The sequence below is a fragment of the Phaeodactylibacter xiamenensis genome (genome assembly GCF_965229835.1).
GTDB classification, from domain to species: Bacteria; Bacteroidota; Bacteroidia; order Chitinophagales; family Saprospiraceae; genus Phaeodactylibacter; species Phaeodactylibacter xiamenensis.
On the sequence record NZ_OZ245931.1, the window covers coordinates 5,187,767 to 5,206,398 of the forward strand.

Sequence of the window (18,632 nt, forward strand, 5' to 3'; positions counted from 1 at the left end):
CGTAGCCGAAGTGAGCGAAGCGAACGAAGACGATATAGACTCTACACCAGACAACGACGACGGCGACCAGTCGGAGGACGATGAGGACAGCGCGGAGACTACTCCAAACCCGATCATCGACCTTGAGCTGACCAAAGTAGTGGACAACGCCACGCCGAACGTCGGTGAGGAAGTGACCTTCACGGTCACGGTAGAGAACCAGGGCCCAAGCGATGCCACCGGCGTAGCGGTGCGTGACAACCTGCCAAGCGGCTACACCTTTGTAAGCAGCAACGGCGCGTACGATGACGCCACGGGCATCTGGACAATCGGTGATCTGGCCAACGGCGCGTCCGTAAGCTTAGAGATTACAGCAAGCGTTAACGCCACAGGCGACTACTTCAACGTAGCCGAAGTGAGCGAAGCGAACGAAGACGATATAGACTCTACACCAGACAACGACGACGGCGACCAGTCGGAGGACGATGAGGACAGCGCGGAGACTACTCCAAACCCGATCATCGACCTTGAGCTGACCAAAGTAGTGGACAACGCCACGCCGAACGTCGGTGAGGAAGTGACCTTCACGGTCACGGTAGAGAACCAGGGCCCAAGCGATGCCACCGGCGTAGCGGTGCGTGACAACCTGCCAAGCGGCTACACGTTCGTGAGCAGCAACGGCGCGTACGATGACGCCACGGGCATCTGGACAATCGGTGATCTGGCCAACGGCGCGTCCGTAAGCTTAGAGATTACAGCAAGTGTTAACGCCACAGGCGACTACTTCAACGTAGCCGAAGTGAGCGAAGCGAACGAAGACGATACCGACTCTACACCAGACAACGACGACGGCGACCAGTCTGAGGACGACGAGGACAGCGCGGAGACTACTCCAAACCCGATCATCGACCTTGAGCTGACGAAAGTAGTGGACAACGCCACGCCGAACGTCGGTGAGGAAGTGACCTTCACGGTCACGGTAGAGAACCAGGGCCCAAGCGACGCCACGGGCGTAGCGGTGCGGGACAACCTTCCAAGCGGCTACACTTTTGTAAGCAGCAACGGCGCGTACGATGACGCCACGGGCATCTGGACAATCGGTGATTTGGCCAACGGCGCGTCCGTAAGCTTAGAGATTACAGCAAGCGTTAACGCCACAGGCGACTACTTCAACGTAGCCGAAGTGAGCGAAGCGAACGAAGACGATATAGACTCTACACCAGACAACGACGACGGCGACCAGTCGGAGGACGATGAGGACAGCGCGGAGACGACTCCAAACCCGATCATCGACCTTGAGCTGGACAAGCGAATCAACAATCAGTTCCCGGTTATTGGTGAGGAAATCACCTTTACGATTGAAGTGGTGAACCAGGGACCAAGTACCGCCACCGGTGTGGTCGTTGAAGATAAGCTTCCAAGTGGTTATATCTACACCGGCTTCTCAGCGGACCAAGGTGACTACAATGCAAACACAGGATTGTGGAACATTGGCACACTGCCCGCAGGTGAAATGGTGACGCTGCTGATTACTGCGGAAGTGAAATTCGGTGGCAACCACCTCAACCTGGCTGAAGTAGTAGACGCTAATGAAGACGATATTGATTCTACCCCTGATAATGGAGTAGATACCGATGGAGATAACAACGTACAGAACGACCCGGATGATGAAGACGATGGTGACGGCGTGCCTGTTAACGTTCAGAAACTCATTGACCTTGAGCTGACGAAAGTGGTAGACAACCCGAATCCAACCGTTGGTGAAACGGTGGCCTTCACGCTGACCCTGATCAACCAGGGACCAGATAATGCAACCGGTATCACGGTACGTGACAACCTGCCAAGTGGCTATAACTTCGTACAGTCTGGCGGAGGTAACTATGATGCAGCCACCGGCATCTGGCAAGTGCCAAACACCCCTCCGGGTGTGGAGCGGACACTGGTTATCCTGGCAACCGTCAATGCTGATGGAGATTACTTTAACATCGCTGAAGTGGCTTCTGCGAACGAGGACGATGTGGACTCCACGCCAGACAACGACGACGGCGACCAGTCGGAAGACGATGAGGATAGCGCGGAAGTGGAAATCGATGTGGTCATTGACCTGGAGCTCGAAAAGAGCATCCTGGGCAGCAGCAACGTAGAAGCTGGTGACCTTGTAACTTTCCAGATTGATCTGGTCAACCAGGGACCAAGTGAAGCCACCGGTGTTGTGGTTACCGACCAATTGCCTTCAGGCTACACTTACAATAGCGACTCCGGTAACGGTGCATACGACGCTTCCACAGGTGACTGGGAGGTTGGAACACTGGCAGCTGGCGAATCAGTCAGCCTGACCATCACAGCAACAGTTAACCTGACCGGTGATTATATCAACCTGGCAGAAGTGACCAATGCGAACGAGGATGACATCGACTCCACGCCAGACAACGGAGTGGATACCGATGGCGATGGTGACGTTGACGATGACAACGGTGACGAAGACGATGGCGACGGTGTTGAGGTCAATGTGGACTGCGACATTGAAGTGATCATTACGGATATTACCTGTGATGACAACGGTACCTCCTCAGACCCAACTGATGATGTGTACAGCTTCACGCTCGAAGTGGTTAATAACGGTGGTGCAGGCACAACCTGGACGACTATGATCAATGGTGCAGAGGTGTCGGGAAGCTACGGCGAACCTGTAACCTTCGGCCCATACAGCATTGCTCAGATAGGTGATCAGACGTTTATGGTCAACGATGAGGATGTAAATGGCTGCCTGACCATGGCGGTTGTAGAAGCACCTGAGCCTTGTTCCAATGACTGTGCTATTCAAATCACTCAATCTTCTACGGTTTGTGATGACAACGGCACGCCATCTGACCCAAGTGACGACCTGTTCTTCTTCACCGTCAAAGCCGGAGGCAATAACCTCAGCGGTGGCTTTAGCGTAAGCGTGAACGGAGAGGTCGCTGTACCGAGCGTGAGCTATGGCGGTGGTCAAATCCTTGCGGCAAATGTAGGCCCGTACGCAATCGCTGATGGCCCAATCGAAGTAACGGTTACAGACCTTGGAGACCCGGATTGTCAGGCTTCTGTTACACTTGATCCGCCGGCAACCTGCTCCGAGGAGTGTGGTATCCTGCCTGAGCTTGTGCTGACGAAGTGCGACGATAATGGTACACCATCAGATCCGTCTGATGATGTGTTTACGGCGACTATACTGGTGAATGCCAACAACCCGGCAGGAAATACCTGGGTGGCAAATACTGGCGCAACCGGTACTTATGGTGCAACCTTCACCACGGTTTCCTTCCCAATTGCGGCAGGCGATGTGACGATTACCTTCAGTGATCAGGCGGATCCGAACTGCGTAGGCAGCCTGACGGTGACACCACCGGAAACTTGTTCAGATGCTTGTGACATCACTTCTGCTCAGGCTGTAAATGTCGAGTGCAGTGATAACGGCACGCCTTCAGATCCAAGCGACGATACCTTCACTTTTGAGGTCATCGTGACCGGTGTGAATACTTCAGCTACCTGGACAGACAACCTGGGCAACACAGGCACTTACGGTGTACCGGTTTCCTACGGTCCATTCAGTATCGCTGCTAACCCAACCGTCACTCTGGATATTACAGACGCAGCGGATGGTATCTGCACCGCTCAGGTGGTGGCAGTAGCACCTCCGACCTGCTCTGACGTTTGCGACATCAACGCGACAATCGTACAGGGGCCATACTGTAATGATAATGGCACCCCATCCAACCCGAATGACGATGTCTACTTCATTGATGTGCAAGTGACTGGTAATAATACAGGCTCAGGATGGAATGCTAACGGTTCCACAGCCGGTACAACTGCCGGTGGGTACGATCAGGTGGTCACTTTTGGCCCCTATCAGCCAGGTGCGAACGTCCTGATTAACTTCACAGATACGAACGATGGCGATTGCGTGGCCACCATTATGGAGAGCATTCCGGACGAGTCTTGCTCGGAAGAGTGTAACGTCTTCATCACAAGCGTCAACACCATCTGCCTGAATAACGGAACGCCATTCAATGGCAATGACGATCAGTTCTTTGTGACCTTGATCGTGAATGGCAGCAACACCAGCAATTCCTGGAACGGAACAGGCGGCGCAAGCGGTTCCTATGGTATGCCAGCTTCCTTCGGTCCATTCCCGATTAGCATGGGGCAGGTGTCCATTTCGGTGAATGACTCGAACGACCCAAGCTGTAATGCATCTGTCCTTGTAACAGCGCCACCGCCTTGCATCGACTGCGAGGTGACGCCAGAGTTGCTGAGCATTGACTGTGACGATAACGGCACATCGGCTGATCCTTCCGATGACCTGTACTATGCAACGGTGGAAGTGAGCAGTCAGGGCGCAACATCAAGCCTCGGCTGGCGCTACCGGGTACTGCCTACGGGCAGCTACGTGGGCCACTTCCCATACGATCAGCCTGTACAAATTGGTCCATTCTCCATTGAGGGTGGTAACGTCAATGTTCGCATTGCAGATGCTGGAGATGGTAGCTGCAACGAAACACTGTCTCTACAGGCTCCGGCACCATGTTCCGACCTGCCTTGTGAGCTGACCGCCATGACTGCAGATCCGGTTTGCAACAACAACGGCACACCAACGGATCCAAGTGACGATACGTACAGCTTCGAGCTGACTGTCACTGCAGTCAACACGTCAGCAGCTGAATTTACAGCCACTGTAAACGGAACCACGTATACCGAACCATTTGGTACGCTGATCATCACCGGAATCCCGGCAGACGAAGACGCCATTATTACCAACATCTCGGTAGTGGGCGAAGACGACTGCTCAGCTGAGGACATTACGGTGCCGGCTACCGGCGAATGCTCTGATGATTGCCTGATCGAAGTGGTCGCGGCTGATCCGGTATGTGATTTCAACGGCACTACTGACCCAGGTGACGATACGTACAGCTTCGAACTGACGGTAACTCCTGTCAATGAGACCGGGCAATTCTGGACCGCATCCATTAACGGGCAGGTCTTCACAGAGCCTTATGGTACAATTCTGATTACCGGAATCCCGGCAGATGAGAATACTGTGATTTCAGGCCTGGCCGATCTCGACAACAGCAGCTGTGTAGTCAACGATGTCGTCGTACAGGCTACTGGCGAGTGCTCGCCGGAGGAACCCTGCGAGATCACAGCCGAGCTGATCGCAGGCTCAGAGCTGTGCGATGACAACGGCACACCGGGTGATGGCGACGACGATACCTTCACCTTCGAGGTCCTTGTGACCAATGCGGGTGCAGGCACAGGCTGGACGGCTAACGATGGAACCACGGGCATCTATGGCGATACGATCACCTTCGGCCCTTACAGTGCGGCTGATATCGGTGATGTGTTGACCTTCACGATTACCGATAACGACGAGGCTGCTTGTGCTGATGCCTTTGAAGTAACGGTGCCTAATTGTACCAACGACTGTAACCTGACGGCTGATGTGCTGAATATGGCTTGCAATGACGAAGGCACGCCAAATGACCCAACCGACGATACCTATACTTTCGATCTGATCATCCATGGTACGCACGTTGGTGATACCTGGACCGCAGACGACGGTACTACGGGTAATTTCGGTGATACGATCAGCTTCGGCCCGTACCTCATCACAGATGGCAACACGACCTTCGATGTCGTGCCGGACGCGAATGACAACTGTGTGCTCACCGTACTGGTCACTGCGCCTCAGCCTTGTTCTGAAGCCTGTGATATCGAAGCAGCCATCTCTAATGTGACCTGCGACGACAACGGTACACCGGGAGACAGCAGCGATGATACCTTCAGCTTCACCGCACTGGTTACTGGCGATGATATCAGCAACAGCTGGATTGCGCTGGACGAAAATGGTATGCCAATTCAGTTTGGCATGACAGGAATGCCCACCGTATTCAACCTGGGCAGCCTGATTGCAGACGGGCCGGTCAGCATCACCTTCCGGGATATTAGCAACCCAGACTGTGAAGTGACGGTAGAAATTACACCTCCTGCACCATGCTCCGTCGCACCATGCACCATCTCCGCGGATGTGGCAATCGAATCCTGCGACAATAACGGCAATGCAGATCCCGCTGATGACACCTTCACCTTTACTATTACGGTTAACGGTGACGATGCGGACGGCAGCTGGACGGCAGACTTTGATAACCTGAGCGGTGAATACGGAACCACCTATACCTTCGGGCCATATCCTGTGGGTACAGACCTCGACTTCACCATCTCTAATGTTGGTAATGCCCTGTGCAGCTCGAATGTGTTGGTTGATGCACCAGATGAATGTCCTGAAACACTGGATTGTGACATCATCTCCGCATCTGCTTTCAATATCGAGTGTGATGACATGGGTACAGCAGCGCCTGAAGATGACATCTTTGTCTTCCAGGTACTGGTAGCCGCACTGGATGAGAATGGCATACCATCAACGGGGGCCTGGGCGATCGATTTCGCAGGCAGCACTTTCGAAGGTATTTACAATGTGCCTTCTCAGGTATTCGAAATCCCGGTTGATGCGACTTCTTCCGAGGCAGTAGACCTGAATGTAGTGGATGCGCTGTCTGAAGATTGCTTCACCAGCCTGTCGCTCATACTGCCGATTGTACCTGAAATTGACTGTCCGGACGATACCGACTTCGCTGTGCGCACACAGGATGTACAGTACATCGACGGGCAACTGAATACAGATGACGATACGCTGAGTACGATCTGCTGGGCTGAAGACCTGGCAGAAGGGCTCCGCTACTACGATACGACAACAGTAGTTGCTGAAGCTTCCGACATGTTCACCTTCGTATTGCTGAGCGATATGAACCAGGTGGTGGATATGGATGGCTACGGTGCCATTTTCGACGGAGTATACAACCACCTGATGCCTTGCTGCAACCTGGCGGATACCACACACCTGCCAGACCTCGACAATGAGCTGCTCAATCCAATGATTGACTTCAGCTCTTACAACCTGGGCGGCCTTGTGCCCGTGGGCAGTATGTCTGTGCAGCTGACAGGTGAAGTAGCGCATACCCTGATGGTGACCACCGTAACGGCCGCAGAGACGGGCAACTACCGCTGGTTGGTCTTCAGCCAGAATGGTACACAGCTACTGGATACGAATGGTCTGCCTTATCCGGCAGAAGCGACGCAAGTCAATTACGACCTGCTTTGCACAGATGTTGATTCCCTCATTAACAACCCACTGAGCCTGATGCTCACTGGAGAAGCAACGGTTGAAGCGTTCTGCGGCATTGATAGCCTCTTCTTCACCGATCAGCTTGCCCCGGCTAGCGAAGATTGCCTGCCTAATGTCATTAACCGCAGTTTTGTGGTCACTGATGTCCGGGGCAACAGCTTCTCCTGTGCACAGGAAATTCAGATACAGGTGCCGGCACTGGAGGATGTGAAAATGCCTAAGCTTGCCGCTATGTTCGACTGCGAAGCGGAGTTCACCGGCGATGCCAATGGCAACCCCCACCCAAGTCTGACGGGCTACCCTTACGTTCAGTCTGCCTTCGATGTGCACCTGCTCAATGAGCCGTTCTGCAACATCTCTGCAGATTACGAAGACAGCGACCGCGAAGACATCTGCGCGGGTACCTACAGCTTCGAGCGGACCTGGACAATCACGGATCTTTGCACGCCTGATTCTGTACGGACCTTCGTACAAACGATCAAGGTAGGCGACCTGACCGGCCCGGTGGTAAGCTGCCCAATCAGCGACCACTATTGCCCGGTAGTCGAAGAGGACATCATGTTGTTCTCCACAGATCCGTTCGATTGCACCGCTACGATCGAAGTGCCAATGCCAGAAGTAACCGATGCCTGCTCTGATGAGTGGACCGTCATCACCGAAGTAGTCAGTGTGGATATGAGCAATGATACGGTCATATACACCATCATTGACACCCTTCTGGAAGACGACCTGCGCCTGATCACCGGGCTGGAAATTGGCGAGTACAAGTTCCGCTACACCGTAACGGACGACTGTGGCAACAGCACACAGCAACTCTGCCACTTCCGCGTAGCCGACCTGTCTGAGCCGGTAGCCATCTGTACAGGTGCACTCAATGTGTCTGTAGGCGGCTTTGGCCTGGCAAGGTTGTTTACGCACCACATCGATGCAGGCAGCTATGACAACTGCGGTATCGACAGTATGATGGTCCGCCGCGTTTACGAGCGCGATCCGGAAGATTGCAGCGACCTGAGCACACCGTACTACTCCGCATGGGGCAACTACGTGGAGTTCAACTGCTGTGATGCCGGCACCTATGTGACCGTCGAGCTCCGCGTAGTAGATGCCGCTGGCAATGTCAATATCTGCTGGCTGGATGTACTGGTGGAAGACAAGACAGCGCCACAGTGCATTGGACTGGAAGATGTGACGGTAGGCTGTGGCGACTTGCCGGAAGGCTTCGATCCATTCAGCCTGAACCAACTGGACAGCCTCTTCGGTGAGGTGCATGTGGTCGACAACTGCTCAGCAGATGCTATCGTCCTTGACCCGATCGTGGACATCAGCACTTGCGGCAGCGGTACCATCACACGCCGCTTCCTGGCAATCGACCTGGTGGGCAACATCTCTATGGATACCCTCACACAAGTGATCACTATTGGTGGAACCGGAGGCTTCAACGTACGCTTCCCCGCTGACATACAGGTATCTGCCGATGTTTATGCGACGGATACGCTGGAAGGCGTGGCCATCACTAACCTGGGTTGCGATTCCCTCTCCATAAGCTACACCGACTCGCTGGTGGCAGCCGTAGATGGCGAGTGTTCCCGCATCCTGCGTACCTGGGAGGTAACTAACTGGTGCGACTACGATGCGATTGACACCGCAGTGGTCATCCGCCGCGATGAAGATTGCGATGGCCTGATGGGCGAAGAGGATGTATGGCTCCTGGGCCGTCCGGATTCTATCTACGTCGATGCCGACAGTTCGGTACTGAACACCTTCCCAATGGCGGGTGTGAAAGATACCCTCTGTGACGGTACAACCAACCCGGAAGGCTACTGGAGAACAGTTGATAACACAGGACGCTGGGTTTACACGCAGGTGATCCGCATCGAAGACAACGGATTTGATGCTTACGCTATCTACCTGCCAGCAGACAGTACAGTATTCTGTGACGATCTGTCTGCGGATTCTGTCCGGGTGTACGGTTCAGCTTGTGACTCCATTACCATCAGCCATACGGATACGCTGATTGCGGGTGAGGGCGAAGCTTGCTACCGCATCCTGCGCACTTGGGAGGTGACCAACTGGGATGAGTACGATGGACTGTCTGATGCCATCAGTATCCGCCGCGATGAAGATTGTGACGGACAGCTGGGCGAAGATACCACATGGGTGCTCCGTCAGCTCGACACCACGTACGTTGATGCCGACAGCTTATTCCTGAACAACTTCCCGCTAGCGGGCGTTAAGGATACTATTTGCGACAGCACGACCAATCCGGAAGGCTACTGGCGTACAAGCGCCTCCACTGGCCGCTGGATTTACACCCAGATCCTGCACGTGATAGATGAGGAGGCACCGGTAGTAGCCTTCGAGCAGCCAGATCCATTCTGCAGCTTTGAAGGAGATACCTGCGATGCTAACGTTATCTATCCATTCGCATTGGACGGCAAGTGCCTGCCAGATACCCTGCTGCCAGACTCCATGGTGGAGATGACCTTCCGGGTATTCCTGGATGCAGGAGCTGATGGCATGCTGGATATGGATGTGACAGACTCTGTGGACATTACAGGCAGCTATCCGGATTACGTGATCAATGGCAAGTTCCCAATGGGCGAACATATCCTGGAACTTAACGTAGTGGATGCCTGCGGCAACTTCACAGCAGTGAACCTGCCATTCGAGGTGGTAGACTGCTTCGTGCGCGCACCACAGTGTTTCGATGACCTGTCTGTAGAACTGCAGCCGCTTGCCGAACCTATTGACATAGACGGTGACGGAACGATAGACCAGGCATTTGCTGATATTACGCTGGAATACCTGCTTGAAGCCATGCCAACAGATGATTGCAACGGCCCTGTGGGTTACGCCATGAATTTCATGGGCGAAGCCTTCAGTATGGAGCAGAACAAGCTCACGTTGACTTGCTCGGACAATGATACCTACGAGGTTGAGGTATGGGCATTCGATAAAGCAGAAAACCCATACGCACTGCAGCCCGATGGTTCTGTAGGAGGCCGCAACTCAGAGCGTTGTGTTACCCTCATCACCGTTACGAATTCTGATGCTTGTCTGGCAGGCTTGGCCGGAGCAGATAAGGATGAAGAAAAAGGCGTGGCGGCTGAGCAAGACGTTGCACCCGCACTGTACCAAAACGTGCCTAACCCGTTTGTTGACGCGACGCTGATTGACTTCTACCTGCCTCAGGCAGATGAAGTACAGTTTGAGGTACGCAATGCTGCCGGACAGGTAATGAAAGTAGTACAGGGATGGTACGATGCAGGCACGCATCAGGTACGCCTCGACCGCAGCGATTTGATAGCAACCGGAATTTACTACTACACCTTGCGCACCAGCAAGGGGGTACTGACGAAGCAGCTCATTATTGCTGAATAGTCAATAAAGGCATTACATTCCCCGTTTTAGATCTGAGGATTTGGTCCAATCGGACCATTTCCTCGGGCTTCGGGGAAAGAAAAAAGCAGCACCTGAAATGATCAGGCACTGCTCGTAAGAATTTTGTGCATATTTGTTTTTGTTGATGGGGTAGAGCTCAATGTTCTACCCCTCTTTTTTATTTTAGCGCGGCCTCCTTTACCGCATCGGCTACTTTCCAGGCTACCTGTTCCTGCAATGAAGCCGGAATGATCGACTCCCGGGTAGGGTTGGGGATGAAGTCTGCAATAGCGTACGCAGCAGCCAGCTTCATCGCCGGGGTGATCCGTTTGGCTCTTGCATCAAGTGCGCCCCTGAAAATGCCGGGGAAGCCAAGGACGTTATTGACCTGATTCGGTAAATCACTACGCCCGGTACCCACAATTGCCGCACCGCCCTTGTAAGCGTCTTCCGGCATGATCTCCGGATCGGGGTTCGCCAGAGCGAAGATGATGGAGTCTTTGGCCATGGTTTTGATATCCGCTGTAGTGAGCAGGTTGCCTACACTTACGCCGATGAATACATCAGCATCGACGATAGCGTCTTTCACCGAACCGGTTCTGTTGTTGGGGTTCGTAAAGGTGAGCACCTCCTGCTTGGAGCTGTTGAGATTGTCACGGCCGCTATGGAGGATACCCTTGCTGTCGCACATAATGACTTCCCGCACGGCAATGCATTCAGAAGAATTCTGATGATCCACACATTTCAGTAGCTTTGCGATGGCTACGCCGGCAGCCCCGGCCCCGTTGATCACAACCTTGAGGTCGAATAGGCTTTTGCCTACAAGTTTGGCTGCATTGATCAGCCCGGCCAGCACCACGATAGCCGTACCATGCTGGTCATCGTGGAATACCGGAATGCCAATATCCTGTAGCCGTTGCTCAATTTCAAAACTGCGGGGTGCCGAAATATCTTCCAGATTGATGCCCCCAAAGACCGGCGCGATCAGCTTCACGGTTTCGATGATCTTTTCTGTATCCTGCGTGTCCAGGCAAATCGGGAAGGCATCAATATTAGCAAAGCGCTTAAAAAGCATAGCTTTTCCTTCCATAACCGGGATGGCCGCATGTGGGCCAATATTGCCCAGCCCCAATACGGCTGAGCCATCAGAAACAATAGCTACGGTATTACTTTTGATGGTGTAATCATACACCTTTTCGGGATCGGCAGCGATGGCCCGGCAAGGCTCTGCAACACCCGGCGAGTACACCAAAGACAAGTCCTCTTTAGAGCGGACATCCATCTTGGGCGTCATCCTGATTTTCCCTTTCAGGTATTGGTGGAGGTACAGGGATTCTTTGAAGTAGTCCATATGTTTTGGTAATCTATGGTTACAAATTTGGTTACAGCACAATTAAAGGTAGCAGATTTTTAGAATTCCGGCCATCCCCATGACGTATTGAGCGGATAGCATGCCGCAATCAGTGCGCGGAAAATATTTACCTTGTGCGTTTCGTTATTTTCTTTTTGCAACTACATACCGAACATGATTAGAACGATTACGACTACTGTACTACTACTGCTGTTTTGTACACTGAATGCCTTTGCTCAGCCAGCCCGGGCTACTATAAATGTAAGTGGGCAGCAGGCTAATGCCAGCATCCGCATACCTCTGGCCAACCCTCAGCCCTTTCTGGCCTTTTCTGCCGTATGGAAAGGGCAGGAAGGCACCCTGAATGCCCGGTTTTCTCCTGATGGAGAGCGCTGGGGGGATTGGGTGGCTTTGGGAATGGATGGCCACGCTGAGCAGTCCTCTGAAAAATACATAAGTGAACTGCACTTTGCTCCTGCGGGTAGCCAATGGGTGGAAGTTCAGCCCGCTATTGGCATGGAAAATCTAGTCTTGCACTTTTTTAACCCCGGCCGTTCAGACGAACTGGAACGCACAGGGTATCCCCCAGCCGTTACAGAGCGCTCCCCGGTCTACTGCCCCTGTGATCAGCCTGATTTTGAAGGCCGCGAGGACTGGTGCCCCGATGGCACCTGCCCGCCTGATGCAACACCCGTTGGTACCAATCCAACCCACCTGATCATCCATCATGCTGCCGGGACGAACAGCTCCAATGACTGGGCCGCTGTCGTCCGCGCCATATGGGATTTCCATACCGGCGTAAATGGCTGGGATGATGTAGGCTATAACTGGCTAATTGATCCCAACGGAGTGCTGTATGAAGGCCGGGGCGATGACCGCCTGGGCGCCCACTTCTGCGGTACCAATGGCGCTACGATGGGGGTCTGCATGCTCGGCGATTACACCAGCATTACACCTACTGCGGCAGCACGGGGCACCCTGGCTCACCTCATGGCCTGGAAGAGTTGTGATATTGGCGTAGATCCACTTGGAACAGCCTTTCACAGCAACTCCGGCCTGCAGCTGATGCGCATCTCCGGCCATCGCGATGGCTGCGCGACGGCCTGCCCTGGTGATGCTTTTTACCCACAATTACCCGATGTACGCAACGACGTTGTGGACTTCATCGCTAATCAGTGTGCGGCTATTGCGCCACCCCAGAACCTCACCGCACAAATGACTGCCGATACCGCCGTTCTACTGGAATGGGTGGATGAATCGGATAACGAAACCGCATTCCTCGTAGAACGGTCCAACTCTTTCTTTGGCACTTACGTACAAATTGGGGAAGCTCCTGCTAACGCGACGGCCTATGAGGACTTCGATATAGAAATCGGGACCGGTTACTACTATCAGGTGAGGGCGACTACAGGTACGGATACTTCACTCTATACCAACAAGGCATTTGTGTTTACCAATGTGGTGAGCACGGACAATCTGCTACAGGGCCAAACGGTAAAGGTCTTCCCTAACCCGACTTCCGGTGCCCTGCAGTTGCAGTGGTCAACACCGCTTGATGGACAGGTCATGCTCCGGGTCTTAGACAGCAGAGGAGTGCCCGTACAAAGTCAGCAATTGCCCGGTCACCAACTTCAGCATCAGCTGGACCTGGGCGCGTTGCCTTCCGGGCTTTACATGGTAGAGCTCATCAATGAGTCGGAGCAGGCCATTTACCGGGTCTTCAGAAAATAATCTGGTCCGCCACACGTTTAAACCCTTTCCTACGGAGGTGCAAACGAACATCTATCCTAAGGAAAAGTTAGAATAGGAGGGACGAGTATTAAAAAGTGTTAACGCAAGCGGCGAATTTTCAGTTACCAGCGTTACTTGTTCCAGATGCCACGTCTATATGAGATGTAGGCATATCTACAAAAAACCGAAAACAATTTATTTTAAACAAAATCAAAATCCATCATGCAAAAATTGTTTCTGAAATTTTCCGGAGCTGCGATCCTGCTTACTCTTTTGATCGCTACCGGTTGCGGTGAAGATGATCCAATCGATCCAATCACTCAGCTGCCACCTGAGGTACGTCTGGTTGATGGTGTAGGATTTACTTCCACTGACGCTACCCTGGCTCCCGGAGAAACATTTACAGTGAATGTGGAGATACTAACGGGCGATAACCCACTTGAAACTTTCACCTTCCTGGTAGATGGTACTGCTATCAACAACACAAACATTGCTAACTACTACGCCAACGGTGAATTCGAAGTAGACGGAAGCGTGGAAACGGCCAACAACCCGGTCACGCTTTTTGGTGATGCGAAGCAGGGCGCTTCAATCGTAATTGAAGTCGTGCCATTCGAACAAATGGATGGTGAAGTCCGGACCTACACCTTCGAAGCTGCTGATGAAGCTGGCAACGTAGGTACTATTTCACTGGACATCACTGTTGTAGATCCTACCACACCAATTGATGCTACCCTAACTGGCGTACTCTTCAATCAGGCTGGCCCTACCGGTACCGGTGGTCTTAACCTCGATAACGGTGAAGGTACAGGCAGTGCCGATGCAGAGGCTGAAATCCGCGACCTTGGTCTGGATTGTACAGTTCCGGCTCCTGGCCTGAACTGGCGCCGTCAGATCGGTACCGTCAATGGTGCAGATATGGTAAAGGTAGACGAAACTCAGGTTGAAAACTTCACCTTCGATAACGTTTCTGTTAAGGAAGAAATCGAAGCTGCTTACGCTACAGGTGTAGAGCTGAGCGATGGTGCTTCCCGGAACTGTGCGACTGGCACCGACACCCCGGTTACAGATGTGACGGACGAATTGGTCGTAGGCGATATGTTTGTTGTCTTGGCCAACGGTACTCACTATCTGATCCGCATTGACGCCATCAATGAGACAGATGACAGCAACGCTGATAACTACGAGCTGTCCATCAAGTACTAAGCAATAAAGCTTATCCAACTACAGGAGAGCGCAGTTTCGGTACGCCGGGGCTGCGCTCTTCCTATATTAAGGTACAATTATCAATTTCCACCTTCGTTTCATGTTGGTGAGTTCTGTACTTTTGTGGTCAAACCAGGAATGGCACCGTATGATAAAGAAGATTTTTTCCTACCTGTTAGTGATCGGCAGCCTCGGATTCTTGCTGCCACAAGGCTTGCAGGCGCAGTGTGAGTTTGCTGCAGATACTATAGACCCGTTCGATAGCACACGCCTGATCATTTCCAAGCCCATGCCCATCGGCTTGCTGATTCCGAGCCTCTACGAAACGGTGGATGGTCCTAAGATCATCGAGGAAGCGGAAGTCGCCTTTTCATTTATGGAAGGTGATGTGGACAATATCAATTCTTTTTTCCTCACCATTGCTACGCCGGAGTATGATTTCCAGAAAATCGAAGCGGGGCGCAACGTTATCATTGCTTTTGAGGACACCTCTGCTGTGCAGTTACTGAATTATCCGGACCGTGGCGTTTTCAGTAAGGAAACGAATATGCGTATTTACCAGCATACCTGTATCGTGCCCATCGATGTTTTATACCGAATAGCCGCCTATGATGTATTGGGCATCCGGATAAGATATGAAGGCAAAAAGCGCACGATTATGCTGAATGAAGATCAACAGAAGGCACTCCGTCAGGCTGTGATCTGTGCCAGTGAAGCTGCTGGATTTTCCCCTTTAAATCCCTGACGAAACAGGAAAGATTAAATAAGAATTTTTAACATTGCAACCGAGTTGTAAATTGGCTGGCGTAATCAAAACCTATTACAAATGACTACTCCGAAAAAGATGGAAAAATCGTGAAGGAGCGGTTCTTCTATTCCTGGCCAGGATAAAGTCAAACAGATTGGAAAGTGTGGAGCGCTTTATCCAGTATTGGGTAAAGCGCTTCTGTTTGCTGTCAGGATTGCTGCCCGATAATGGCCTGCACACCAAGTGCATAGCCTTGTAGCCCCAGCCCTACGATAATTCCTGCGCAATGGGCAGACAGGTAAGAATGATGCCGGAAAGTTTCCCGCCGGTGTACATTGGAAATATGGACTTCAATAACTGGCGTGGAAATTCCGGCTATCGCATCGCCCAGCGCAACGGAAGTGTGCGTGTAGGCCCCTGCATTAAATACAATCCCATCATAGGAAAAACCCACCTCGTGCAGTTTGTCCAGCAGCGCCCCCTCATGATTGCTTTGAAAATACTCTAGTGTATGCTCCGGGAATTGCGCCTGAAGCTCCCCGAAGTAGTCCTCAAAAGACTTACGGCCATAGATTTCCGGCTCTCGTTTGCCCAGCAAATTAAGGTTCGGCCCGTTCAGGATGAGAATACGCATCAGTTGGCTTTGTCAGACATGAACTTAATACGGACGAGCTGTATCTCTTCCATCGTGATGTCTTCATCCTGCAGCTCTTTGTAGGCTTCTTCAAGGGCATCGGTCTCTGCGTCCATGAAGTAGTCCTCAATCTCCTCGCGGGCATATTCATCCAGATTCTCATCCAGGTAGTAGTCGATATTAACTTTGGTACCCGACAGTACGATAGCATACATTTCCTGGTACAACTCTTCCATAGATAGATTATTGGCTTCCGCCAAATCCTCCATAGGCACCTTGCGGTCAATGCCCTGAATGATATTGATTTTGACTTTAGACTTATTGGCCACCTGCTTCATCACGAAGTCATTTGGGCGGTCGATATTGTTTTCTTCTACGTACTGCCTGATCAGTTCGAGGAAAGGACGTCCGTAACGCAGGGCTTTCCCTTTACTAACCCCGGACAGATTGCTCATATCGTCCATTGTGATCGGGTAGTGGGTAGCCATATCTTCCAAAGAGGGGTCCTGAAATATGACAAAAGGCGGCACATTATGTCGCCTGGACTCCTTGCGGCGCAGGTCGCGCAGCATTTTGATCAGCGTCTCGTCAAGAACAGCAGAGCTGCCCTTGGATTCCTCTATATCGGCAGCTACTTCAGCATCGTAGTTATGGTCGATGGGGATCTTGAATGGCTGTGGATTTTTTAGAAAAGCTTCCCCTTTTTCGGTGATCTTGAGAAGTCCGTAGGTCTCGATGTCTTTGCGGAGCAGGTCGTTGAGAATGGTCTGCCGGAAAACGGAGCTCCAGTAGGTCGCGTCCTGTGCTTTGCCCGCTGCATAGAGGGGGCGTTTGTCAAAGCTGAAGTCTTTAATGACCTTGGAGGCATGCCCCCGGACGAAGTCGATCATCACTTTGATATCATAGTTTTCATCCAGTTCATCTACGGCCTTAATGGCTAATACCACGTCATCTTTAACATCGATCCGTTCTTTTGGATGCCGGCAATTGTCGCACATCTGGCTGCAATTGTCCTCGTCAAATTGCTCCCCAAAGTAGTGCAGCAGGAAGCGGCGGCGGCAGGAGGTGGTCTCAGAGTAAGACATTACTTCCTGCATCAGCTGCATGCCCATTTCGCGTTCGGCAACGGGCTTGTCGCGCAGGAATTTCTCCAGGCGCAGAATATCCTTATAAGAGTAGAATGCGACACAGCGCCCTTCCAGACCGTCCCGCCCGGCACGCCCGGTCTCCTGATAATAGTTCTCAATACTCTTCGGAATATCATAGTGGATGACAAACCGCACATCGGGCTTGTCAATCCCCATACCAAAGGCGATTGTGGCCACAATGACGTCCACTTCCTCCATCAGGAAATCATCCTGGGTTTTACTACGGGTTTTGGCATCCAAACCGGCGTGGTAGGGGGCGGCTTTGATGTCATTCACCTTCAATGCTCCGGCAATTTCGGCTGCTGACTTCCGGCTTTGTACATAAATGATGCCAGACTGATCCGGTACCTCCTTGATGATCTGTACGATCTGCTTTAGCGTCTGCTCTTTCTTAAGTTTAGGGCGCACCTCATAGTAGAGGTTCTCCCGGTTGAAGGAGGAGATGAAGGTATTGTGGTCCGTCATATTGAGGTTCTTCACAATATCGGACTGCACTTTGGGGGTCGCAGTAGCAGTCAGTGCCACCACCGGGATATCGCCACCTATGGAATCGAGCATGGCACGAATACGGCGGTATTCAGGCCGGAAGTCATGCCCCCATTCTGAAATACAATGGGCTTCATCAACGGCAACAAAGGATAAGTTGACTTGCTTAAAGAACTCAATATTCTCTTCCTTGGTCAGGGTCTCCGGTGCGATAAAGAGGAGCTTGGTCTTATTGTCCATAATGTCCTGCCTCACCTGTTTCATCTGAGATTTGGTGAGGGAGGAGTTCAGGAAGTGGGCCACATCATCGCTTTGGCTGTACCCGCGGATGGAGTCCACCTGATTTTTCATTAAAGCAATCAGGGGCGAAATGACGATAGCGGTACCCTCCAGCATAAGCGCAGGCAGCTGATAGCAGAGCGATTTGCCACCACCGGTAGGCATAATGACAAAGGTGTCTTTGCCACCCAGTACACTCTTGATTATAGACTCCTGCCGGCCTTTAAAGCTATCAAAACCGAAGTATTGATGAAGGGCATCGTAAAGCGTTTCTTTCGTCGTCGTCATGGTTCGCCAGTTCTTTTTTACTTAGTTTTGCATCGGTTGTTTTGGGCAATCCGTCCTAATTTAGCCAATATTTTTCAGTTGGAATGGGTATTCAGAGCTTTTTCGACTTCCAGGAACAACTACAGGACCGATTCGTTCGATTAGGCGCTTTTTTCAAAAGCTTCCAAAAATACAAAAATCAC

7 protein-coding genes (1 of these 7 cut by a window edge) are annotated in these 18,632 nt (G+C 52.1%); 4 read left to right on the top strand and 3 right to left on the bottom strand.

The genetic code is table 11. The features are described from left to right. On the top strand, nt 1-10,579 hold the final stretch of the coding sequence (locus ACO08I_RS19770) for an SdrD B-like domain-containing protein (RefSeq protein WP_421946862.1). Its footprint begins 16,619 nt before the window's first position; 10,579 of the gene's 27,198 nt are visible here — the last part of the coding sequence; its start codon lies beyond the left edge, outside the window; the stop codon is at nt 10,577-10,579. A 178-nt stretch (nt 10,580-10,757) separates the two neighbouring features. On the opposite strand, the gene ACO08I_RS19775 is transcribed toward ACO08I_RS19770, so the two are convergent. Further along, the gene (locus tag ACO08I_RS19775) at nt 10,758-11,930 is read right to left on the bottom strand and encodes an NAD(P)-dependent malic enzyme (protein ID WP_044220308.1); all 1,173 of its coding nucleotides are present in this window, start codon (nt 11,928-11,930) and stop codon (nt 10,758-10,760) included. A gap of 174 nt (nt 11,931-12,104) precedes the next feature. Between ACO08I_RS19775 and ACO08I_RS19780 the strand changes: the two genes are divergently transcribed. From ACO08I_RS19780 to ACO08I_RS19790, 3 genes are all read left to right on the top strand, one after another. After that, entirely contained in the window at nt 12,105-13,661 is a 1,557-nt protein-coding gene (locus ACO08I_RS19780; protein ID WP_421946863.1) for an N-acetylmuramoyl-L-alanine amidase, read from the top strand. Between the two features lie 222 nt (nt 13,662-13,883). Continuing rightward, nucleotides 13,884-14,867 (top strand): hypothetical protein, encoded by a 984-nt coding sequence (locus ACO08I_RS19785; protein WP_421946864.1) that lies wholly within the window; start codon nt 13,884-13,886, stop codon nt 14,865-14,867. A 148-nt stretch (nt 14,868-15,015) separates the two neighbouring features. After that, the gene (locus tag ACO08I_RS19790; RefSeq protein WP_421946865.1) at nt 15,016-15,612 is read left to right on the top strand and encodes a hypothetical protein; all 597 of its coding nucleotides are present in this window, start codon (nt 15,016-15,018) and stop codon (nt 15,610-15,612) included. 211 nt (nt 15,613-15,823) lie between these two features. Here the strand turns inward: ACO08I_RS19790 and aroQ are convergent, their stop codons facing one another. Both aroQ and recQ read right to left on the bottom strand, forming a co-directional pair. Further along, on the bottom strand, nt 15,824-16,249 hold the full coding sequence (aroQ, locus tag ACO08I_RS19795; RefSeq protein WP_421946866.1) for a type II 3-dehydroquinate dehydratase: 426 nt from the start codon (nt 16,247-16,249) through the stop codon (nt 15,824-15,826). Next, nucleotides 16,249-18,450, bottom strand: coding sequence for a DNA helicase RecQ (gene recQ, locus ACO08I_RS19800; protein WP_282777584.1), 2,202 nt, complete (start codon nt 18,448-18,450; stop codon nt 16,249-16,251). The genes aroQ and recQ overlap by 1 nt, the downstream gene beginning before the upstream one ends. Nucleotides 18,451-18,632 lie beyond the last annotated feature (182 nt).